Origin of the sequence: Mesorhizobium sp. RCC_202 (assembly GCF_041355295.1) — a bacterium.
Lineage (GTDB): Bacteria > Pseudomonadota > Alphaproteobacteria > Rhizobiales > Rhizobiaceae > Mesorhizobium.
Genome location: NZ_JBFUPO010000003.1, coordinates 301,533 through 323,681 on the forward strand (window position 1 = coordinate 301,533; position 22,149 = coordinate 323,681).

Genomic DNA, 22,149 nt, shown 5'->3' on the forward strand with positions numbered 1-22,149 from the left:
GGACAATGGAGGATTTTTCCGACTTTGTCGGCCTGTCGCGCACCACGGTCTCAAAATACTTCAACGATCCGAATTCGGTGCGCAAGAACACCCGCAGCGCCATCGAGGCGGCGCTGAAGAAATCCGATTTCCGGCCAAGCATGTTCGCCGTCAATCTGAACCGGCGGCGCTCCAACATCCTCGGCGTCATCGTGCCGAACTCGACCGATCCGTTCTACATGGCGCTGACGCGGCGCATCGAGACGATCGCCAACGAGGCGGGCTTCCTCGCTTTCGTGCTCTCCTCCGACGGCCGCGCCGAGATGGAGGATCAGGCGATCCAGACCTTTCGGTCCATGAACATCGCCGGCGCCATCATCGCCCCGCTCGGCGTGCGCTCGCACCACCGCATCCTGGCCGAGCTCGGCGCGTCGATCCCGCTGATCTATGTCGACTCGCCGCTCGACGAGACCTCGTCCTTCGTCGGCACCGACAACCGCCAGAGTTTCCGGCTGATCGTCGATTATCTCTGCCGCTCCGGCGAGCCGCCCTGCTACTTCGCCATGCCGCTGGTCAACAACAACGCCGGCGCCAGGCAAGAAGCCTATGTCGAGGCCATGCAGCAGTTCAAGATGACGCCGGTGATCGTGCCGGTCGAAGATGCGCGCTCCTGGGATTTCGAAAAATTCGGCTATGACGAGGCGCTGCGTATCTTGAAGGCCGGCGGCTTCCCGACCGGCACGGTGCTGTGCGCCAACGACCGCATCGCCTTCGGCGTCATCAGCGCCGCCTATGAGCTTGGCCTGAAAGTCGGCCACGGCGCCGATTGCGACCTGCGCGTCGCCGGCCATGACGACCACCCTCTGTCGCGCTACGCCTGCCCGCCGATCACCACCGTGGCGCAGAACTACAACGAGATCGGCCGCCTGGCGATCGAGCTGTTGCTGAAGCGGCTCGACGACCAGCCTTCAGCCGCCAAGCGCGGCGGCGAGCGCATCCTGCTCAACGCCGAGCTGATGCTGCGCCGCTCGGCGTGAGGCCATTTATCCGCCTTCGGCAAAGCTGCCAATCTCCCCCCTTGTGGGGGAGATGTCCGGCAGGACAGAGGGGGGCGTGCCCCACCAGCGCCGAATTCTAAGCCCTCGCCAGCAATCGCCGCATGATCAGCGAGGCGTGGCCGCCGACGCCATGCGCGGCTTGGCGGCGCTCGACGACCTCGAAGCCGTGCTTGCGGTAGAAGGCGACGGCACGGTCGTTGCCCTCGATCACCTCCAGCGCGATGCTCGGAAGGCCGGCATGCGCGGCCAGCACGGCATGCAGGAGGTCGGCGGCCAGCCCGCTGCCGAATTCCTGCGGCTCGATATGCAGGCGTTCCAGCATGACGTCGCCCTGCTTGTCCATCACCGCCATGGCGTAGCCGGCAATGGAGCCATCACCGCGCTCTGCGACGAAGGACATGTTGTCCTCGTCCTCGAGTTCGGTCGCGAGCGCTTCCGGAGTGTGCCTGTCGTCGGAGAGCCGGGCAGCGGTCGAGGCGCCCATGATCGGCGAATAGGTGCGTCGCCACGAGGCGCCGAGCAGCCGCGACACATCGTCAACGTCGTTCCGCGTCATTGCCCGGATATGGGTCATGCCAATCTCCTTCGCTCAAGAAGATATAGCGACGCGACGACGGCAGCCAATCTCTTCAGGTTGGGCCACGCCAGGGGATGCCAGCCGACGGCGCTCTTCCAGAAAGAGAGAGGCGCCGGGCGGAGCGAGGCGGAGACCCGCGGCAGGGCACGGGTTCGCCTTTCCTGGGTGGAGGACTCCGCCCGGGCACCTTCCCCGCACAATGGGCACACGAGTTGGTTCCGCGGTGGAGAACCTCGGGTGCCCCGGCGAGGGGGATCGGCTGGATGTGTGGTTGCCCTGAAAACAGGACGGCGGGATAAAAATCCCTAGAACGGTTCATCGTGTCCGAGAAAACGCCGAACCGCTCTACCCCCAATAGTCTTTGCGCAATTCCGAACGGAGAACCGTACACTTCTCCTGGAATTGCCTTTGCCTACGCCATGCGCGGCATGCCCGGTTGTCCGGCGTGGCGGAACTTGCGGCCGAGGATCATCAGCTGGCGCGCGGTGTTGTTGCGGAGCCGGCGCAGCCGCCATTCGACCCCCGTCTCGATGGTGATCTGCTTGGCGTAGATGCTGGAGCGCATGCCGGCTTCGTCGGTCGCGACCTTCACCGGATCGTCGTAGAAGGCGCAGATCTTGTCGGCGTCCATGCCGGGCGTCTCGAGCCATTGCGGGATGTAGGTCGAGGCAAGCCGGTCGACATCGTTGACAACGCGGTTGATGCCGATGCCGGGCGTCGGGCATGTCGTCCAGAACGCGTCGCCGATGGTGACGACGCCGGCGCGGCGGTGGCCCTTGGTCGTCGTCAGGCTGACCTGCCTGACCTCGACCGGGCTGGCGACGGCGAAATTGCCGCACATGACGGCGATCTCCGGCATCAGGTCGCACAACATCTGTTGCGGGTTTTCGCGGAACCTGCGCGTCCAATCCTCGGCCACTGTATGGTAGCCGAACATGTTGCCGCGCATGCGGTCGCCGATCGGGAACACGCTGAGATAGGCGATGCGGTCGGACGGGCGTTTCGCATAGCAGGTGACGGCGCTGAAGGCGCATTCATGCGGCTTGATCGCGAGGTCGAAGCCGATCGACAGCGAATGCGCCTTGGACTCCTCGACGCGCTCGATGCCGATGGCGCGCCGGATGGCCTCGCTGTAGCCTGTGGCCACCACCAGAAGGCGGGCCTCGATGACATTGCCATCGGTCAGCACCAGGCGTTGTTTGTCCGGTCCGGTCGAGACCTCGGCGACCTTGCCCACGGTGAGCGGCACGTTGGCCGGCAGCGCCTGGCGCATGCCGTTGACCAGCGCGCCGTAGGAAAAGGCGAACTCCCATTTCTGCTCGCGCTGGAAGAACTGGCCGAGGCGGTAGACATGGATGTCGGTCATCGGCGTGACCAGCGGCCTGATGGCGGGGCCAAGCCCGATCTTCTCGAACACCTGCATCTGCGACATGCCGATCTTCTCGGCCCGGAACTCTTCATGATGGACCAGATGCGGGTCGATCAGCGCGACTTTGTAGCCGGCCTTGCCCAGCACCGCGGCCAGGCTTGTGCCCGCCAATCCGGCGCCGACGATCGCCACGTCGACTTCGGCCAAGTCTGCCGGAACGGCAGGGGTTTCATGGCCTTTCACGCTGCTCATTTCCCTACTCCACAGCCCATTGGGGCAAATATCTCCGGTAGCCGAAACAATCTCAAGCAACCCAGGCGCGAGCCTGGTAGCAATGAAAAGTTAGGTTAATTCCCGGGACTTAGCTTGTTTCCAGCGCGGCGCCATCGCCGAACCGTCGATGAATTCCAGCCCGCCCGCCTCGTTGAGCGTATGCAGCTTGCGGCCGGCCCAGCCCGCACCCGAGGTCAGGATCGTCTCCACGACTTGCTCGAAGCCGTCATCGTCCAGCCGGGTGACGCGCGCGATGCCAAGCGCCGCGCCATAGCTGCGCCGGCAGTCCTGCACAGGGCGCAGAAGCTGGCCGCCACGGCTGATCATGCGGCCGGCCGGCCGCGCCGAAGCGATGTCGATGAGCACGGGGTTCTTCGCATGCGGCGTCCATGGTCCGCGGAAGTCGGGCGCCGACCACAGATGCAGCTGGTCGGAGAAGGCGCCGCCGCCATCGCGCACGGTGGCGAACATCCACCAGCGGCCGCCATGCTCGATCAATGTGGTGTCGCTGGCGACGATGTCGGACAATAACGTCGCTTCCTTCACCCAGCCGCCCGGATAGGCGGTGGCGCGGTAGAGGTCGACGCTGCGGTTGGCCCCGCTTTCCGGCACCATCCACATCTCGCCGTCGCGCTCGAAGACGAAGGGGTAGGAGAGGTGATAGGGCAGTTCCAGCACCGGCTTCGGTTGGCCGACCGGTCCGTTGGGGCCGAACGCCACCGCCGAAAGGATCGCCTTGCCGGTGCGGTGGATGTAATCCTCGACGAACAGCGTCACCTGGCCGTTATGGAGAACAGGGAAGGGGTCGGCGTAAAAGCGGCTGCCGTCGTCGGGCAGGTCGCGCCAGCCCGATGGCGGATGCGCGCGCAACTCGTAGAGATCATGCCCTTGCGTCTCGCGCCAGCCGACCCGCCAGTGCGGGGCGTTGTAGCACAGATGATAGATCTGCTGGACGATGCGGCGCGCCGTCGCCTTGGCGGCCCGCACGCCGAGTTTTGCCGCCGACGGCATCGGCGGCGGCAGCGCCTCGGAAGACGGTTCGGGCAAGACCGGCAGGGTCGAGCGCGCCGCGCCGCCGACGGCCGCCACGATCAGGCTGGCGGAGCGCGCCAGCATGTCCTGCAAGGACGCAAGGGCGATGCCGTGATACTCGGTGCCGAGCCGCGCCTCGGCGACGACAGCGCCGTTCTGCTCGAGGCGGGCAGTGGGCGTCCGGCCGGCAAGGATCAGCGCCAGCAGCGCCGCCTCGCCGCAGGCGCCGTCATAGCTGAGCCGCCAGACGCGGCGCCCCTCCATCTCGACGTCGCCGCACAGGTCGACGGTAAGATCGACCGCCCCCGACGGTCTGGCATAGACCGCCAGTGCCGAAAGCGGCACACGCCGGGCCGTGCCATTGGCGGGCAGGCGGTGGATCAGCGTTTCAAGCTGGAACAGGGCCTCGGCCTCGCACGGCACAGCGCCCGCCGCCGGGCGGGCGTCGATGGTGAGTTCCATGCCGGGAAGCAGCGCGAGCCGCTCGGCCAGAGCGACATGGAAAGCGCGCACGCGATCCCCGTTGAGACGCAGGGCTAGCCGCATGGCGATGGCCCCGGCTGTTCCTGTCCGGTGCCGGCGGGCCAGCCCGCCAAATCAAATTCCCGCCGCATGCGCCTCGTTTCTCCGCTTCCGGTTGCAACCAGGTTGCACCTCTGAAATGCAAGCTTCATGCCAGGATCCACATGAATAATTAACATAATTAACAATGTTTTAATCGTTGCCGGGAATAGCTAGATCGACGCCGCGATTTCGACTTTGCCGGCAGATGGAGCGTTGTCGGAGCGACCTTTGCAATCATCCCTGCTCATGGTGCCTCAGCAGTACGCTCCAGACGGGTCGGCGCCGATGCCTGTCTATGCACCAGCACCGCAGCCGGCCATGGTCGAGCTTGGCGATCTCGGCCGCATCCTGTTGCGCCGCCGCTTCCTGATCTTCGCCACCGTCGCGCTGCTGACGCTGGTCACGCTCGCCTATGCCTTGCTGACGCCGGCGCTCTACTCATCGACGGCCCAGATCATCGTCGACCCGGAAGATCTCCAGGTCGTCACCAACGACGTCAATCCAAGCCGCATCTCGCCCGATGGCGGCATCACCCAGGTCGAGAGCCAGGTAAGCGTCGCGCAGTCGAATGGCGTGCTGCTGCGCGCGATCAAGGCGACCAACCTCACCGAGGATCCAGACTTCAACGGACAAGGCTCGCTCGGCCGCTGGATGGCCAAGATCTTCGGTGACAGCGATAGCGACAAAATGGCGACCACCCTGGATTCGTTGCGCCGCCGCCTCGCGGTAAAGCGCGACGACAAGGTGCTGGTGCTCAACATCATCATCACCGCCAAAAGCGCCCAGAAGGCGTCGGACCTGGCCAACGCCATCGCCAAAGCCTACCTCGCCGACCAGGCGGACGCGCGCAGGGACAAGGCGGCCAACGCGTCCAAGGCAATCACCGCGCGGCTCGACGAGCAGCAGCGGCGCGTCGAGCAGGCCGAGAACGCCGTCGAGGCCTATCGCTCGCAGCACAACATGGTGATGGCCCAGGGCAATCTGGTCAGCGACCAGGAGCTGACCGGGCTCAATGCCGAGCTGACCGCCGCGCAGGCGCGCACCCAGCAGCTCAAGGCTCAGGTCGACCAGCTGCGCCGGCAGGGCGGCGCGCCGGACGCGACCTCGGAAGCCATGCGCTCCTCGACCATTTCCAGCCTCAGGGCCCAGGAAGCCTCGCTGGTCGATCAGATATCGCAGCTCGGCACCGGGCTCGGGCCGCGTCACCCCTCGATGATCGCCGCTCAGCAGCAGCTGCGCGATCTGCATGTGCTGATCCAGCGCGAGCTCGGCCGCATCGTCACCGCCGCCGAGACCGACTACGGGCGAGCCCTGGCCAACCAGAAGGCGCTGGAGGGCCAGGTCGCGGCAATGAAGTCGAAATCGCTCGACACCGATCAGGCCTCGGTGCGGCTGCGCGAATTGCAGCGCGATCTCGACGCCGTGCGCACCGTGTATGCCAATTATTTGCAGCGCGCCCAGGAGACGCGTGAGCAGACCAATGTCGACAGCACCAATGCGCGCATCATCTCGGAGGCCATGCCGGCGCTGAAGAAGAGCTGGCCGCCGAAATGGCTGTTGCTGTTCGGCGCCATCTTCGGCGGCCTGGCGCTGGGTACCGGCCTGGCGCTGATTGCGGAATATCTGGCACCAACCGTGCTGTCCTCCAACCAGATGCAGTCGGCCATCGACGCGCCGGTGCTGGGCGTGCTGCCGGGCAAGTCCGTGCGCAAGCGGCCCTGGCCCTTTGGCCACAATGCGCCGACGCAGAGGACCGACGCCGTCGCCGGGCTGGCGCTGCAGCGCATCGCCGCCTCGACCAGGCGGCCGCCGGATTGGCCGCTGGTGCCCTCGATCCTGGTGACGTCGCCGCAAGAGGACAAGGCGCAGCGCGCCAGGGTGTCGTGGCAGCTCGCCAATGCGGCGGCGGCGAGGGGCCGCCGCGTTCTGTTCATCGACACCAATGCGGGCAAGGACCAGAAGGACCCGCAGCCCGGCATACTCGACGTCATGCGCGGCGACTATCCGTTGGAAGCGATCAGCCGCTATGCGCCCGGCAGCACGGTGGCGCTGGTCGGCAGGGGCCGGCCGACGGCGGTGTTCCAGGAAGCGCAGGCGCTCTACTTCGTCCATCGCATGCTGGCCGAAGCCAGCAACAGTTTCGAGCTCGTCGTCATCGATGGCGGCGCGCTCACCGACGACCTCAACGTTTCGCCGCTGGTCGCCATGGCCGACGAGATCCTGCTCGTTGCCCGGCTGAACACCACGCCGATGCGCGACGTCGCCACCACGTCGCAGGCGATCTCGGTCATGGGGCGGCTGCCGACTGGCGCCGTGCTGGTCGACGAGGCGGCCTGAGATGGCTTCGCTGCTGTCGATCTCATCCCAGTCCGGCTCGATCGAGCCTGCCCAGATCCAGGCTCGGCCAGTCCCGCTCCAGACACCCCAAGGTAGCTCCTCCTATCGTACGGCTGGCCCGCGCACCGTTCCGGTCGATACGCTGACCCGCCTCGGCCTCACCGGCGTGGTGCTGCTTTTGTTTGGCATGTCGGGCGGCATGCTGTGGCTGGCCGGCTATAATTACGATGGCCTGCAGGGCAGCCCGCTGAGCAAGATCCACCCGTCCACCTATCTGCTGGTGCTGGTGTTCGTCTGGCGCTCCTGCGTCTTCGGCAATCCGGTCGGCTATGTCGTGCATGTCGCCGACCGACGGCCGGCCAGCGCGCTGATGGCGGTGATCGCGGCGGTGCTTCTTGTCGTCGTCGTCCTCAGGCAACGTCCCGGCATGGCCGGCATGATCGACACCTTCGTGACCCCGGCGCTGCTGGTGCTGATGCTGGGCGAAGACGACGAGAAGACCTTTGCCCGGCTGCAAGTTGTCGTCCATACCGTCATGACGGTGAACGCGCTGTTGGCGCTGTTCGAATTCGCGACGAAACATCTGGTCTTTCCCTACCGCTTCGACGGCGTGGTGTTCGTCAACGACCCGCGATCGACGGCGCTGCAGGGGCATCCGCTCTCCAACGCCACGGTCACCGCGATCTATGTGCTGGCGCTGCTGTCCGGTTCGCGGTCGTTGAAGACGCCGCTCAGGCTCGGACTCGTCGGCCTGCAATGCGCAGCGCTCGTCGCTTTCGGCGGCCGCTCGGCCATGGTGGTGACCATCCTGCTCGGCGGCGCCTATATGTTCATCCGCGGCATCGCGCAGCTCAGGACCGGGCGCGTCAACCTTTTGGCCGCAGCGCTGGTGGTCATGCTGTGCGCGCTCTTGCCTCTGGCGGTCGCGCTCGCCGGCTACTACGGCTTCTTCGACGCGCTGCTCACACGTTTCGTCTCCGACAACGGCAGCGCCAATTCGCGCATCCAGATGTTCGACCTGTTCAACCAGCTCGAGCTGCGCGACATCATCGTCGGCCCCGACATTGACCTGCTGGAGAGCCTGCGCCGGATCAGCGGCCTCGAACAAGGCGTCGAGAACCCGATCATCCGCATGACCCTCTACCAGGGCGCGTTCTTCACGCTTTTGATCTTCTTCGGCTTCGCGCTGTTCATGCACGAGGTGGCGCGCCGCTGCCATCCCGGCATCTGGCTGCCGATGCTGGGCTGGCTGATCCTGATCAACACCTCCGAAAGCCTGGCTTCAAAGACGGCGCTGATGACCAAATTCGTCGTGATCGCGCTGGCGCTGTATCGGCCGGCGAGGTCTCACGGAAACGCGGCGAGGCGTACTACGCACCCGCAGGCGCCTCCGCTTGCCGGCTCGCCCGCGTCCCGACAAACACCAGCGGCACGGCAACCGCATTGATGACGATCACCGAGAGCCAGATGGCGCCGGGCCACTCTCTCTGGGTGGCGAAGTAGACGGTCGAGAAGGCGAGCGGGGCAATGACCGAGGCGAGGCTCACGGCGGAGGCCAGCACGCCTTGCAACTGGCCCTGCCGGGCCGCGTCGACCTGGCGGGTGGCAAGGGCCTGGAAGGCCGGCGTGCCGATGCCGGAGAGCGCAAAGACCGGCATGATGGCGAACACCATCCAGCCCTGGTTGGCGAACGCCATGACTGTGAGCGCGACGCAGGCGCAGGCCATGCCGACGATGAAGGCCTTGCGCTCGCCGAGCAACCGGGCGGCGGGGCCGGGCAGGAAGGCCTGCACCAACGTCTGGCACAGTCCGAACATGCCGAGCGAGAGGCCGATCCACAGGCCGTTCCAGCCGAATGTGTCGAAGCCCCAGAGCGCCCAGCAGGTGCCATAGGCTTCGCCGGCGCCGGAGAGGATGAAATAGACCAGCACGATGGGCGCCAGCCCCTTCATCGAGAACACCCAGCGCAGCGGCCGCAGTGGGTTGAGCGCGGCGAGATCGATCTTCTGCCTGGACGGTGTGCGCGACTCCGGCAGGATGAAGACGGCGAGCAGGAAGTTTGCGGCGTTGAGCATGGCGGCGGCGATGAAGGGCAGCCGGATCCAATGGTCGCCGAGCAATCCGCCGAGCACCGGCCCGACGATGAAGCCGGTGCCGAACATGGCGTTGAACAGGCCGAAGCGGGCGGCGCGTTTGTCCTGTGGCGTGATGTCGGTGATGTAGGCCGTCGCCACCGAGATGTTGGCGCTGGTCAGACCCGCGATGGCGCGGCCGAGAAGCAGCAACAGGAGGCTCGGCGCGAAGGCCATGATGACATAATTGATGGCGGCGCCCGCCAGCGAAATCAGCAGGACGGGGCGGCGGCCGAGATTGTCGCTGAGCGCGCCGAGCACCGGCGCGAAGAGGAACTGCATGGCCGCGTAGAGCGCGGTCATGATGCCGATGTTGAGCGCGATGTCCTGGCTGTGCGTCACCTCTTCGAGGAGGCGCGGCAGGATGGGGAAGACAAGGCCAATGCCGATGGCGTCAAGGCATATGGCGGCGAAGATGACGATGAGGGGTCTGTTCATGGGGAGCTCCGGGAGCAACGGCCAGCTCACCCCGGGACCGCAACGAGGTCTTCGCCTCGATGCCGGCAGGGTGGTTTCAGGGCCATATACTGAGATTAAATATGTACTGAGTACACATATGGCGTGGCGGCATTGCTCTGTCAATACAAATATGTACTCAGTACACAAATCATGCTAGGACGAGCCTATGCCCGCCAAACCAGCCCCATCCGACCGCCGTTCGCGAAAACGCCTCGCCACCAGTCAGGCGATCTCCGATGCCGCCACGCGCCTGTTCATGGAGCGCGGCTTCGATCATGTGACGGTGGACGAGATCGCCGAGGCCGCCGATGTCGGCCGCATGACGGTGTTCAACCATTTCCCGCGCAAGGAGGACATGTTCTTCGACCGCGACGCGGAAGGCCGCGAAATGTTGCGCGAGGCGGTGCGCCAGCGCCAGGCCGGCGTCGCGCCGCTCGAAGCGTTCCACCAGCTTGCGCATCGGCTGGTTGCGGAAAAGAGTCCGGTGGTCGAGTTCTCGTCCCGCAGCGAGCGCATGGTGCCGACGATCGCCGGCAGCGAGACGTTGAAGGCAAGGGCGAGGGCGATCCGCGACGAGCTGGCCGAGCTGGTGGCGCAGGCGCTGGCCGAAAGCGTCGGCCGTGACGCCGGCGATCCCGATGCGCGTCTCGCCGCCGGCCTGCTGCTCGCGACCTGGGCGGTCGCCTATATCGAGGCGCACCGGACATTTCGGGAGACGCGCGACAGCGGCAAGGCGGAAGAGGTCTTCCTGGCGCTGGTCGACAAGGGCGCCGTCGGTCTGAACGCGGCGATGGCGGGCACGCCTTATGTCTAGGCGTGCACATCGGGAGAACGGCACGCATGAAAACAAAGGCTTAAGCGCATCGTCCGAATCGACGCATCAAGCGTGGCGCTCACTCGGCCGGCATCGTCAGCCCCAGCGCCTCGACCATCGCCGGGTCGAGCGCGCGGGTCGTGTCGTCCATCATGCCCATGCCGTCGAACAGGTCCCAGAATGCCCAGGGAAAGCCCGCCGCTTCGGCGCTCTGCCGCACATCGGATATATAGCGGGCCCGGTCGGCAGTGGGCGCGGCGACATAGCGGGCATCGGTGCGCAGCGCGCCGAACTCGCCCATGACGATGCGCTCGCGGGCTATGCCGTGACTGTCCGCCCAGTCGCTCACCTGTTTGAGATAGCCATCGACGAAACGGCGGTCGGGCTGGGCGTCGAAATAGACTTTCAGCACGCGCCCGGTCTCGGCATAGGCGGCCTGCTTGTCGGCTTCGGAAATCTCCGTGTCCTGCGCCATCCGCGCCCGGACGGAAGCCAGCGTCGCTTCCAGCGTGCCGGCCGAGGCCGGCCACGGCACGTTGTTCAGCGATCGGTAGACCGGCTCGCGCATCCACGGCGCGCCCTGGTGGCTGAACAGGTAGGGCTCGTAGAAGTGGAAGGTGAACAGGATTGGCTCGAAGGCTGCCAGCGGCGCCGGATCGAGCGCGGTCAGGCCGCGCACCATCGAGCCGCAGCCGCCGGTCGTGACCAGCGGCAGGTTTTGCGCCGTGGCGCGCGCGGCGGTGAGCAGCGCCGCCTGCACCGCCGGCCAGGTGTCGGAGGTGCAGTCCTGCGGCGGTTCGTTGATCGGTTCCAGCGCGATCTTGTCCTGCGCGATGCCTTCCAACCTGCCGGCGAGCTCGCCGACGAAAGCCTGGTAGCGCGCGAATTCCGGCGCTTGGCGGCTGGAAACCATGCGGTCGGGATTCCAGTAATGCGTGGCGCCGTTGGCCTGCACATTGACGATGACGCCGAGATCGGCGGCAAGGGCAGCGTTCACCGCGTCGATCAGCGTTGTCATCAGCGCGGCATGATGATCGCCTTCAAAGGCGAGAAACGGACCGGGATCGACCGGCAGGCGGATGAAATCGAGGCCACTCGCCCGCAGCCGGGCTAGGTCGGCCGGCGTCGGCACCGGCCGCTGCGACTGGAAAGCCGGCCAGTCGTAATCGGTGCGCGGCGCGGGAAATTCGCGCGTCAGCGCAAACCACGGCCATGCGTTGACGCCGCGTCTAAATGGCCAGGCGCCGGTCGCGGCACGGGCTGGGATGGAGAGCGGTGGCAGCAGCGGCGCCGTCGCCGTGGCAAGCGCCGCCTTCAGGATGCGGCGGCGCGACCAGCCGGTCATGCGGCGCCGGGCTTGACGCGATCGATCGCGGCCAGCGCCGGGCCTTTGGCGCCGAGCAGGTTCAGCGCTTCCTTCTCATAGGCAAGCAGGATGTCGTCCCAGCGGAAGGCCGCGCGGGCGCGTTCGCGCGCCGCCTTGCCGCAGCGCTTGACCAGCGCGTCGTCGGTGAGCACTTCGTCGATGCGGTCGCTCAGGCTGTCGGCATCGCGGAAGAAGACCGCGGCCTCGCCGGCGGTCCAGCGGTTATAGGGATTGTCATGCGCGATCACCATGTTGCCGGCGGCCAGCGCCTCGACCAGCGAAGGATTGGTGCCGCCGACGGTGTGGCCGTGCATATAGGCGCGCGCATGATAGCGCAGCGCCTTGACCGTCTCCTGGTCGTAGATCGCGCCCGGCAGCACCACCACCGAACCCGCCGCCTCGCGCACCGCGCGGTGGTAGGGGATGTCGTCGGAAAGCGTGCCCAGCACCACCAGCTTCATGTCGCCGCGCTCGCGCCGGCGGAAAGCCTCGACGATCGGCAGGATGTTGTTGTCGGGCTCGACACGCGCGATCGAGACCAGGTATTTGCCGGGCTCCAGCCCGAGCGCGCGGATGGGTTCTTCCGGCGCCGAGGTCACCGGGTCGCCGCCATAAGCAATCGTGGCGATGGCGCTGCGCGGCCGCCTGGTCGCCAGATGATCGGCGATCGCCGGATGGTCGGCGACAAGCCGGTGCGACAGCCAGGCGCCGATCCATTCGTTGAGCCAGAACCAGCTGCGCGCCGCCGGCCCCCATTTCGGCCGGCGCCATTCGATGCCGTCCATGTTGGTGAAGATCTTGCGCCGCATCAGCCTGAGCCAGATCAGGAACAGCGCGCCATTATAGCCGAGCACCAGGCACACGCCCGGGCGCCTGGCGGCGTCGAGCACGCATTGCCAGTCGAATTCCAGTGTCGCGCGCGGGCCCTTGGAGGCGACCTCGACGACGATGCGCTCGATGCCGCGCCAGGTGTCGGTGGTCACCCGCCGGCCGACGCGCTCGACCTCCTTCTGGCAGTAGACGCCGACGTTCCAGCCGCGCCCGGCCAGGAACAGTGCCAGCCGCTCTGCGAAGGTCTCGAAGCCGCCATGGGAAGCGGGGATGCCGCGCGTTCCCAGGATCAGGATCGATGGTTTATCGATCGGGATCGAAGGCTTTTCGACCGGCATGGCGGGTCTTTCAGGTCTCAAGACGATGGCTTTCGGCGGCTCGTTCATGGTTGATATTTTCTTAACAGAGCCACAGCAACTTTCGTGCCAACGTCCGGTTCACAGATGAAGATTACACCGAGTTGTAAAATATTTGTTCAGAACGCCCAGGTTGTTTCATTATCGGTCAACCTTTCAGGACTTATCTGTTTCGAAACGGAGCACGGTCGGGGCCTTTTGTCCACGGCCGGACAGATCAGACCCGGCACGATCCTTGCTCCGGGTTCGTTACGGCCACCGTTCGGCGGAGCGGCGTGCGGATCTGGCATGAAGTTCTTTCCGCGCTTTAAGGGGCCAGCTGGCGATGCATTGGGGCGTGGCCCGGCCGGATACGAGGATGCAGGTGGAAATTTGACGATGCGGATTGCCTGTGTTCATCAGGGCTACGAACTCTATGGTTCGGACCGCAGTTTTGCGGAGAGCGTGGCTGCGCTGCGCGCCGCCTTCCCGGCCGCCGACATCGAGGTCGTCCTGCCGCGCCAGGGTCCGATCGTCTCGATCCTCGAGCCGCATGCCAGCCGCATCGTCTTCGAGCCGCTCTGGATCTTGCGACGCCAGGCGGCGATACGGCTTGCCACGGTCGAGATGGCGCGGCTGCCGGTAGCGCTGTGGCGGGCCTGGCGGCGTATGCACGGCGCCGACATAACCTATGTCAACACTTCGATCGTCGCAGACTATGCGATGGCCGCGCGTCTGTTGCCGCGCAAGGCGCTGCTGCATATCCACGAGATTCCGGAAGGCATCCTGCGCAAGGTTCTTGCCGGCCTGATGCGCTTCAGCCGCGCCGACCTCATCTTCAACTCGCGCGCCACGCGCGCCACCTTCGGCGATCCGCCGGTCCTCGACGCAAGCGGACGGCGCACGCATGTCGTCTATAACGGCGTTGCCGGCCCGGGGGCCGCCCTGCCGATGACCTACGACGGCAACCGGCCGCTCAAAGTGCTTCTGCTCGGCCGCGTCAACCGCATCAAGGGGCAGGAGGTGCTGCTCGAAGCGGTGGCGGCGCTGCCGCCCGCATTGCGCGATCGTATCGAGGTCCGCCTGGTCGGCGGCGCGTTCGAGAGCGTCGAGCGCGAGCGCGCTTTGGCGGAACTGGTCGAGCGCATGGGGCTGACTGGCCATGTCGAAGTGCTGCCGTTCATATCCGATCCCTCCGAACATTACCGCTGGGCCGATATCGTTGCGGTCCCCTCGCGGCGTCCGGAATCGCTCGGCCGCGTCGCCATCGAGGCGATGGCCTGGGGCCGGCCGCCGCTAGTGTCGGCGATCGGCGGGCTGGTCGAAGTCGTGGCCGACGGCGAGACCGGCTGGCACGTGCCGCCGGGCGATGCCGAAGCCCTTGCCGCGCGGCTGGAAAAGATCATCCTGCGGCCGCGGGACTGGCGCGGCTTCCCTGCCGCCGGACGGGCGCGTTTCGAGGCGATCTTCAGCGAGGCTATCGCGGCCGGGGCGATCGTTTCGATCGTCGCCGACAAGCTGAAAGCCGCGCCCGCGCGGCAGGGCCGGGCGCCTGTCGTCCGCGAGGCTGAGACCCGCTCGTGAAACTCGTCTTACCAAGCCATCTGGTACGGCGCCTGATCCTGATGATCGGCGGCGAGGCGATGCAGAGTGGCTTTCACTTCGCCCTCAACATCGCGCTCCTGCATCTGTTGTCGGCGCAAGGCTACGGCCTCTTCGCCATCGCCATGGTGATGGGCGGCGTCGGCCTGTCTTACATCCGCTCGCTCACCGCCGTTCCGGCCTCGATATGGATGGGAAAGAGCACGACCGCCGCCGGCGTCGACGCGCATGACGTGACTTTCGGATCGGCGGCGCTGGTGGTGGCGATTTTTATGGCCCTCGGAACTGGCCTTTTGATGCATCTGCTCGGTGACCCGAGCGGGGTTGCCGCCGGCTGCTTCGTCGGCGCATGGTCGTTGCGCAGCCACATGCGCACGGCGTACTTCGCGCGCCGCATGCAGGTTGTCGTATCGATCAGCGACGCCGCTTTCACGTTTGCCGGCATCGCGCTTGCCGCGCTGGCGATCTGGTTCCTCGGCGACGATCTGGAAGGCAGCTTCTACGCCCTTGCCGCGGCCAATGTGATCGGCATCGCCGTGCTGGTCCGCCTGTCGCCCCGCACGACGCGTATCTCCTTCAGGGCACCCACCTGGCGGCGCTATGCCAAGCTCTGGTCGCAGCTCTGCTGGTCGGCGTTCAGCGCCACCACCAGCAACATCCAGGGGCAGTGCCTGGCGCTGCTGGTCGCCGGCATTGCCGGCCCGGCCGCCTATGCGCCGCTGGCGGCAGTGATGCTGCTGTTTGCGCCGCTGCGTATCATCAGCCTGGCTTTCGTCAACATGGCGCAACCCGAGCTCGCCAAACTGCTGTACAGAAACGAGACAGCCCAGGTCTGGACGCAGGCCAGGATCTGGACGCTCGTCATGGGTATCGGCAGCGTGGCCTATGGTTGCGCCATCCTGTTCATCCTGCCGATGATAAAATCCCAGGCCCTGCAGGGCGCCTCGATCAGCTTCATTGGGCTTCTGGCCATCGCCAATTACGTGCCGATCATGCTCTACGTCATGCCGCGCGTCGTGCTCGAGATTATCGGCGACTTCCGTATCGTCGCGATCATCACCATGGGCGGCGCGGTCGTCGGGCTGGCGCTGATCGCGATAATCCTCGCCATCGCGCCGCCGACTTGGGCGTTGGCCGGCTCGGCTGCCTCCGAGACCTTCGTGTTTGTGCTCTGCTGGTATTTTGCGCGCCACCGCATGTGGAATTTCGAACATCCCAACGAGCGGCGCGACAGCTGGTTCGGATCATGGCGTCGCGCGGCCGCGCTCGCGGCCTTCAGGCGGTAGGAGAGAGATCTTGGCAAGCGAGACGATGCCGATGCACGCCGTGGCCGGCCTGGTCGACGACCAGGCCGAAACGCCTTCGGCCCGCACCGTCAGCGGCGCTTATGTCGCGCGGCTCTACACCACCCTTGAGTCGGTCAAACCGCTCTGGCTGCGTCTCGAGACAACCGGCGTGTGCACCGGCCACCAGCACTTCGCCTGGGCCGAAGGCATCGTGGCTGGGCTGCTGCCCGAAAAGGCCGAGATCCTCATCGTCGAAGTGCGGGATGCCGCGACCGGCGAGCCGGCAATGCTCCTGCCGCTGATGCGCCGCCGCGCTTTCCATCATTGGGTGGTCGAATGGCTGAGCTGCGGCGTGTGCGACTATGCGGCGCCGCTGCTCGTCGATGCCAGCCCCTGGACCAGCCAAGCCGCGGAGGCGGCCTGGGCGGCGGTGCTTTCAGTGCTGCCGCTGGCCGACCGCATCCACATCATCGGTATCCCGAAGGAAATCGGCGGCGTCGCCAATCCGCTGGCGCTGCTCGCGCCGGCGCGCGACTCCATCCACTGCCACTACGGCATCACCATGGACGGCGACGCCGAAACCGTCGTCAGGCGCATCTGCCGCCCGTCCTTCGTCAAGGCGCTCAACAAAGACCTGCGCCGGCTCGATCGCAATGGCGGCCTGGCGCTGGTGGAGGCCGATACGCCGGCCCTGGTGGAGTCCACCTTCGGCCAGTTGGTCGAGATGCGGCTCAGCCGCTTTCGCGAGCTCGGCCGGTTCGATCTCCTGGCGCAGCCGGCGGTCGTCGATTTCTATCGCAGCGCCGCGCATCGCGGCCTGACGGATGGCTCGGTGCGGATCTTCGGTCTGCGCGCCGGTGACGTCATGGTCGCGGTCCAGTACCTGGCGGTCCATCTGGGCACCTTGCATGCGCTTTTGATCGCGATCGACCAGGGCGCGGTGCCTAACGTTTCGCCAGGGCTTTGCATCATGGGCGAGCTGATCAGATGGGGGCGGGGCGCCGGCTTCGACTATTTCGACCTGTCGGTCGGCAACCAGAGCTACAAGGAACATATGGGCGCGGTGAAGTCGGTTCTGTCCGAACTTTGCTACGGCGTTACGCTGAGGGGCCTTGCCGCCAGCAAGGCCATCAAGTACCGCGGCAAGGGCGAGTCGTTGGTGCGCGCCAACCCGCGCCTGCACAAGGTCGCGCAGGAAGCCATGCAGCGCTGGCGTCGGCTGCGGGCGGGCCGCTGAGCGGCGGCGCAAAGCTGAAAATTGACTCGCATCCCGCTCTCCGCCATCCTTAAGGCAGCCGCCAGTCCTGCCGCAGCGTGTTCGAGTAAAGCCATGGCCAGTCCCACCGCCAGAGAAAATTCCCGCCGCGCCGCGGTGAAGAAGGCGCTCGACCGCCATCAGGTCTATGTCGCCGCGCAACGCTTTTCCGGCGGCAGCTATAGCGCCCGCGTTCTGGTCGACGGCGAAGCCTACTGGGTCGACGAGTTCCGGCTGAGCCAGCTCAGGCAAGGGCTGACGCCCGCCGAACTGGAATTGACGCCGGCCGCCGACGATTGAGTTTTCACGGATGAAGACGGCAAGGCTGGCGGGAACTCGGCCTTTGTCTTTGGCGGCTGCGGACTCGGGAAGCTGATGCCATCTCCCGCCAAGCTCACCCCCTACCGCGCCAAGCGCGAGTTCACCCGCACTCCGGAACCCGCGGGCGGTGCGGCCAGCGATGCCGGCAACCGCTTTGTCGTTCACAAGCACCACGCCACCGCCGACCACTATGATTTGCGCCTCGAAGTCGGCGGCGTCCTGAAAAGCTGGGCGGTGCCGCGCGGGCCTTCACTCAACCCGGCCGACAAGCGCCTCGCCGTCGAGACCGAGGACCACCCGATCGAATATATCGACTTCGAGGGTGTCATTCCCGAGGGCGAATATGGCGGCGGGCCGATGATTGTCTGGGACACCGGCACCTGGGCGCCGATGGAGGATGTCGAAAAGAGCTTGCGCACCGGAGCCTTCAAGTTCCGCCTGGCCGGCGCGAAGCTGAATGGCGGCTGGATGCTGACCCGCCTGAAGCCGAAGCCGGGCGAGGACGAGCACAAGAAGAACTGGCTCCTGTTCAAGGAGCGCGACCTCGCCGCCGACGCCAGGCTGGACATCCTCGTCGAGCGGCCGGAAAGCGTGAAGTCGGGCCGCCTGATCGAGGAACTGGTGGCGCCGCCCAGGAAGCGCGAGCGCCTGCCGCCCAAGCCGGGCTCATTGAAGCCCGGCGCGCTGCCCGGCGCGGTGAAGGCCGAGCCGCCCGCCCGCATCGAGCCGCAGCTTGCAACGCAGGTGCAGAAGCCACCGGGGAGCGACGACCCGGCAGAAAACACCGGCGAAACATGGCTGCACGAGATCAAATTCGACGGCTACCGAACCATGGCGCATGTCGCGGGCGGCGAAGTGCGGCTTGTCACCCGCGGCGGCATCGACTGGACGAAGCGCTACGGCGATCTGCCGCAAGCCTTTTCGCGGCTGCCGGTCAGCGCGGCGATCATCGACGGCGAGATCATGGTGCTCGACGACAAAGGCATCTCCCGCTTTGCGCTGCTGCAGGATGCGCTGTCGGCCGGCGCCGGCTCAAAACTGCATTTCTACGCCTTCGATCTCCTGCACCTCGACGGTTGGGACCTGCGCAAGGCGCCACTACGGAAGCGCAAGGCGCTGCTGGCCGAGCTGCTCGCCGGCCAGGCCACCAATTCCGCCATCCAGTATAGCGATCATGTCGAGGGCGACGGGCAGGGCCTTTTCGACCAGGCTCCTGATCTTGGCCTGGAGGGGGTGGTCTCCAAGCGCGCCGATGCCATCTACATCAGCGGCCGCACCAAGAGCTGGACCAAGGCCAAGGCGCCGAAGACCGACGATTTCGTCATCGCCGGCTATACGGTGTCGGAGCAGGCGGAGGGGCTGGCGGCGCTCGGCATGGCCGAGTTCGTCGATGGTGAACTCCACTATCGCGGCAAGGTCGGCACCGGTTTCGATGCCCGGATGGCGGCGGACCTTTTGGCACGGCTGGAGCGGCTGACCGCCGGCGCCACGCCGCCCGAAGGCGTGCCACGCGAGATCATGCGCGAGATGCATTGGGTGAAGCCCCTGCTGTCGGCCCGTATCCGCTATGCCAACCGCACCGCCGACAATTCGCTGCGCCACGGCGTGTTCCGCGGCCTGCGCGATGTCGGCGGGTTGACGACGCCGGTGCAAGTCAAGCGCAAGCGGCTGATCGCCGAATCCGACCTCGCCACCATCTGGGTCACCAATCCGGAGCGCCGCCTGTTCGGCAAGACCGGACCGACCAAGCTCGACATTGCCGTCTACTACGCGCTGGTCGGCGATTTCATGCTGCCGCACATTATCGGCCGCCCGGTGTCGCTGGTGCGCTGCCCGACGGGCAAGCCGCAGGACTGTTTCTTCCAGCGTCACGCCTTCATCGGCATGCCGTCTTCGGTCGCCGTGTTCGAAAGCATCAATTCGGAAGAAGAGGCGAAAACCTATCTCTCGGTCGAGGACGCCAAGGGCTATCTGGCGTTGGCGCAGTTCGGCGTGGTCGAATTCCACACCTGGGGCACGCATCGGTCAAAACTCGACAGGCCGGACCAGATCGTCTTCGACCTCGACCCGGGCGAGGGGATTGCGTGGCGCGAGGTGGTGGAGGCGGCGGTCCACATCAAGGACGGGCTGGAGAGCCTCGGGCTGGTGCCTTTCGCCAAGACGTCCGGCGGCAAGGGCATTCACATCACCGTGCCGGTGACCAGAAAGCAGAACTGGAAGAAACTGCATCAGGCGTCGAGCGCGATCTCGACATTGCTGGCGGCAAGTGCGCCAGACACCTTCACCACGACGATGGGCAAGGAGAACCGCAAGAAGCGCATCTTCATCGACTTCCACCGCAACGCGCGCGGCCATACCTCCGCCGCGCCCTATTCGCTACGCGCCCGCACCAATCTGCCGGCTTCGACGCCGGTCAGCTGGACGGATCTGGAGGCGATCGATGCGCCGGAGGATCTGAACTATGCCTCGCTGCCGGGCCTGTTGGAGACCTCAGGCGATCCATGGGCGGAGATCGATGACTTTGCCAGGGATTTGCCGGCGTTTGAGAGGAGGTAGCCCCTCGCGTTCGTCATCCTAGGGTCTGCGCGCGGCGCTCCGCTCCTTGCTCCGCCCTAGGATGACGAACCGCGTGGAGGCCGAGCGCCACCTTCAATGGGATGCCTCAAACATAAAGGATGCCTGAAGCATAAAGTAGGCCGACCGCTATCGCGGCGCGGCCTTACTGGCAGGAAAGGGCGGCCGTTAGGCCGGCTATGCTCAGCCGTAGATCTGCTTGTGGACCTGGTAGAGCATTTCCGAACGGTCGGCGCGCAGATCGGCGAGATCGCGGCTCGACAGGTTCTCGATTTCGGCGACGAGGCGATTGTAGTGGCGGCGCTTGGCCATGCTGGCGCGGGCGCGGGAGACGAGGGTGTCGAACATGACAGGGTTCCTTTCATGCCGAACTACTTGTTCGGCTGTGCCGCATTGGCGCGGCCGGTTGTTCCTCCCTGGCGATTACGAACATGACATAGGAATGGTGCGTTGCAAAAGAAAGATGTTGCAATGCACCATTGCATCCAGTGCATAGCGGGTTAATGCAGGGCTAACACGCCATGCACCTGACGCAACATGGACATTAGCGCGGCTTCATGTGGTTCTCATCCGTCTTGTCATACAAATTGCGGTGTGGCGTCTTGCCAGATCGATTGCGGGCTGGCTTGATCCCCCGTCACCGATGCCGGGAGGAAATGCATGGCGGCCGCAGACTATTACGAAGTTCTCGATCCGCGTTTCGCGCGCCTGTTCAACGGCAGCGCTCACGTGGAAAAGCTGTTCACCGGATGCCGCTGGGCGGAAGGCCCGGCCTGGTTCGCCGCCGGCCGCTATGTCGTGTGGTCCGACATCCCCAACAACCGCATGCTGCGCTTCGACGAGACCGACGGCAGCGTCAGCGTCTTTCGCCAGCCGTCGGGCAATTCCAACGGCAACACCGTCGACCGGCAGGGCAGGCTGGTATCCTGCGAGCACGGCAACCGCCGCGTCAGCCGCACCGAGCATGACGGGTCCATCACCACGATTGCCGCAAACTGGAAGGGCAAGCGGTTCAACTCGCCCAACGATGTCGTCGTGCGTTCCGACGGCTCGATCTGGTTCACCGACCCGAGCTACGGCATCGACAGCGACTATGAAGGCGACAAATCCGAAAGCGAGATCGGTGCCTGCTATGTCTATCGCGTCGATCCGGAGACCGGCGATGTCGAGGCCGTCATCACCGACATGGTGCGGCCGAACGGGCTCGCCTTCTCGCTCGACGAAAGCCTGCTCTATGTCGTCGACACCGGCCGCACGCATGGCGAGAAGAACCCGGCGCATATGCGCGTCTTCAACGTCGGCAAGCACGGCAAGAAGGTTTCCGGCGGCAAGGTTTTTGCCGACTGCACCGCCGGCCTGTTCGACGGTTTCAGGCTCGATTCCGATGGGCGCATCTGGACCAGCGCCTTCGACGGCATCCATTGCTACGATCCGGACGGCACGCTGATCGGCAAGGTCAAGGTGCCGGAGGTGACCGCCAATTGCGTCTTCGGCGGCCCGAAGCTCAACCGCCTCTACATCGCCGGCACCACTTCGCTCTATTCGGTGTGGCTGGCAGTGAACGGAGCCAAGACCTATTGACGCTGCTGCGGGCGCTTTTTCGGCGGGCTTTGTTGGTCTTCCTGCGCATTCCCGTAGCGCCAGCGGCGCTGCCGGTCCCGCCACCGCCTGCATCCGCTTCGCCGGAGCGAATAGCCAGGCCGTCGACCGACGCCAACCGGCAGAACTCAAGGGGAGGGCATCATGCCATTCGTCAACATCCGCATCGTCAAGGAAGTGATCGCCGCCGATCCGGCCGGCAAGAAGGCTGACATCGCCAGGAAGGTCACCGCCGCCATCATGGACGCCACCGGGCTGGGCAATGACGACGTCTGGGTGGTGTTCGAGGAAGTCAACGCCCGCGACTGGTATGTCGGCAAGACCGATGTCGAGACGCTGCGGAAGGGGTAGGGCGTACGCCTCCGTGCGAATGCTGTGAGAGGTCG

Annotated in this window: 18 protein-coding genes; 11 read left to right on the forward strand and 7 right to left on the reverse strand. The window is 65.8% G+C overall.

Going from position 1 to position 22,149, the window contains the following annotated elements; all coding sequences use genetic code 11:
• Positions 1-5 precede the first annotated feature (5 nt).
• The gene (locus tag AB6802_RS08800) at positions 6-1,016 is read left to right on the forward strand and encodes a LacI family DNA-binding transcriptional regulator (protein ID WP_371009966.1); all 1,011 of its coding nucleotides are present in this window, start codon (positions 6-8) and stop codon (positions 1,014-1,016) included.
• A 97-nt stretch (positions 1,017-1,113) separates the two neighbouring features.
• Here AB6802_RS08800 and AB6802_RS08805 read toward each other — a convergent pair whose 3' ends face one another.
• From AB6802_RS08805 to AB6802_RS08815, 3 genes are all read right to left on the reverse strand, one after another.
• A complete protein-coding gene (locus tag AB6802_RS08805) occupies positions 1,114-1,611 on the reverse strand; it encodes an N-acetyltransferase family protein (RefSeq protein WP_371009672.1) in 498 nt (165 codons plus the stop codon).
• Positions 1,612-2,026: 415 nt separating this feature from the next.
• Positions 2,027-3,235 (reverse strand): FAD-dependent monooxygenase, encoded by a 1,209-nt coding sequence (locus AB6802_RS08810; RefSeq protein WP_371009673.1) that lies wholly within the window; start codon positions 3,233-3,235, stop codon positions 2,027-2,029.
• Between the two features lie 90 nt (positions 3,236-3,325).
• Positions 3,326-4,834 carry a formyl transferase gene (locus AB6802_RS08815; protein WP_371009674.1) on the reverse strand — a complete coding sequence of 503 codons (1,509 nt, stop codon included), beginning with the start codon at positions 4,832-4,834 and terminating at the stop codon, positions 3,326-3,328.
• 303 nt (positions 4,835-5,137) lie between these two features.
• Between AB6802_RS08815 and AB6802_RS08820 the strand changes: the two genes are divergently transcribed.
• Together AB6802_RS08820 and AB6802_RS08825 are read left to right on the forward strand one after the other, a co-directional pair.
• Positions 5,138-7,189: a GumC family protein gene (locus AB6802_RS08820; protein WP_371009675.1), complete on the forward strand. Its 2,052-nt coding sequence runs from the start codon at positions 5,138-5,140 to the stop codon at positions 7,187-7,189.
• A gap of 1 nt (position 7,190) precedes the next feature.
• The gene (locus tag AB6802_RS08825; protein WP_371009676.1) at positions 7,191-8,636 is read left to right on the forward strand and encodes a VpsF family polysaccharide biosynthesis protein; all 1,446 of its coding nucleotides are present in this window, start codon (positions 7,191-7,193) and stop codon (positions 8,634-8,636) included.
• Here the strand turns inward: AB6802_RS08825 and AB6802_RS08830 are convergent.
• A complete protein-coding gene (locus AB6802_RS08830) occupies positions 8,560-9,759 on the reverse strand; it encodes a TCR/Tet family MFS transporter (RefSeq protein ID WP_371009677.1) in 1,200 nt (399 codons plus the stop codon). The two genes, AB6802_RS08825 and AB6802_RS08830, sit on opposite strands and share 77 nt — an antisense overlap.
• A 187-nt stretch (positions 9,760-9,946) precedes the next feature.
• Here AB6802_RS08830 and AB6802_RS08835 point away from each other — a divergent pair, with 187 nt between their 5' ends.
• Entirely contained in the window at positions 9,947-10,594 is a 648-nt protein-coding gene (locus AB6802_RS08835) for a TetR/AcrR family transcriptional regulator (RefSeq protein WP_371009678.1), read from the forward strand.
• A gap of 79 nt (positions 10,595-10,673) precedes the next feature.
• Here the strand turns inward: AB6802_RS08835 and AB6802_RS08840 are convergent, their stop codons facing one another.
• Together AB6802_RS08840 and AB6802_RS08845 are read right to left on the reverse strand one after the other, a co-directional pair.
• Positions 10,674-11,939, reverse strand: coding sequence for a glycoside hydrolase family 5 protein (locus AB6802_RS08840; protein WP_371009680.1), 1,266 nt, complete (start codon positions 11,937-11,939; stop codon positions 10,674-10,676).
• Positions 11,936-13,129, reverse strand: a complete 1,194-nt coding sequence (locus AB6802_RS08845; protein ID WP_371009967.1) for a DUF1972 domain-containing protein — start codon at positions 13,127-13,129, stop codon at positions 11,936-11,938. Before AB6802_RS08845 ends, AB6802_RS08840 begins: the two co-directional genes overlap by 4 nt.
• A gap of 396 nt (positions 13,130-13,525) precedes the next feature.
• On the opposite strand from AB6802_RS08845, the gene AB6802_RS08850 reads away from it, so the two are divergent.
• The 5 genes from AB6802_RS08850 (at position 13,526) to ligD (ending at position 20,146) form a co-directional block, all read left to right on the forward strand.
• The gene (locus AB6802_RS08850) at positions 13,526-14,710 is read left to right on the forward strand and encodes a glycosyltransferase family 4 protein (RefSeq protein WP_371009681.1); all 1,185 of its coding nucleotides are present in this window, start codon (positions 13,526-13,528) and stop codon (positions 14,708-14,710) included.
• Positions 14,707-16,014, forward strand: a complete 1,308-nt coding sequence (locus tag AB6802_RS08855; protein ID WP_371009682.1) for a hypothetical protein — start codon at positions 14,707-14,709, stop codon at positions 16,012-16,014. Before AB6802_RS08850 ends, AB6802_RS08855 begins: the two co-directional genes overlap by 4 nt.
• Positions 16,015-16,024: 10 nt before the next feature.
• Positions 16,025-17,251 (forward strand): GNAT family N-acetyltransferase, encoded by a 1,227-nt coding sequence (locus AB6802_RS08860; RefSeq protein ID WP_371009683.1) that lies wholly within the window; start codon positions 16,025-16,027, stop codon positions 17,249-17,251.
• 93 nt (positions 17,252-17,344) lie between these two features.
• The gene (locus AB6802_RS08865; protein ID WP_371009684.1) at positions 17,345-17,569 is read left to right on the forward strand and encodes a hypothetical protein; all 225 of its coding nucleotides are present in this window, start codon (positions 17,345-17,347) and stop codon (positions 17,567-17,569) included.
• A gap of 75 nt (positions 17,570-17,644) precedes the next feature.
• Entirely contained in the window at positions 17,645-20,146 is a 2,502-nt protein-coding gene (gene ligD, locus AB6802_RS08870; protein ID WP_371009685.1) for a DNA ligase D, read from the forward strand.
• 201 nt (positions 20,147-20,347) lie between these two features.
• On the opposite strand, the gene AB6802_RS08875 is transcribed toward ligD, so the two are convergent.
• The gene (locus tag AB6802_RS08875) at positions 20,348-20,512 is read right to left on the reverse strand and encodes a hypothetical protein (RefSeq protein ID WP_371009686.1); all 165 of its coding nucleotides are present in this window, start codon (positions 20,510-20,512) and stop codon (positions 20,348-20,350) included.
• A 312-nt stretch (positions 20,513-20,824) separates the two neighbouring features.
• On the opposite strand from AB6802_RS08875, the gene AB6802_RS08880 reads away from it, so the two are divergent.
• The gene (locus AB6802_RS08880; protein WP_371009687.1) at positions 20,825-21,745 is read left to right on the forward strand and encodes an SMP-30/gluconolactonase/LRE family protein; all 921 of its coding nucleotides are present in this window, start codon (positions 20,825-20,827) and stop codon (positions 21,743-21,745) included.
• Between the two features lie 162 nt (positions 21,746-21,907).
• Entirely contained in the window at positions 21,908-22,114 is a 207-nt protein-coding gene (locus AB6802_RS08885) for a 4-oxalocrotonate tautomerase family protein (RefSeq protein WP_127280266.1), read from the forward strand.
• Positions 22,115-22,149: the final 35 nt, after the last annotated feature.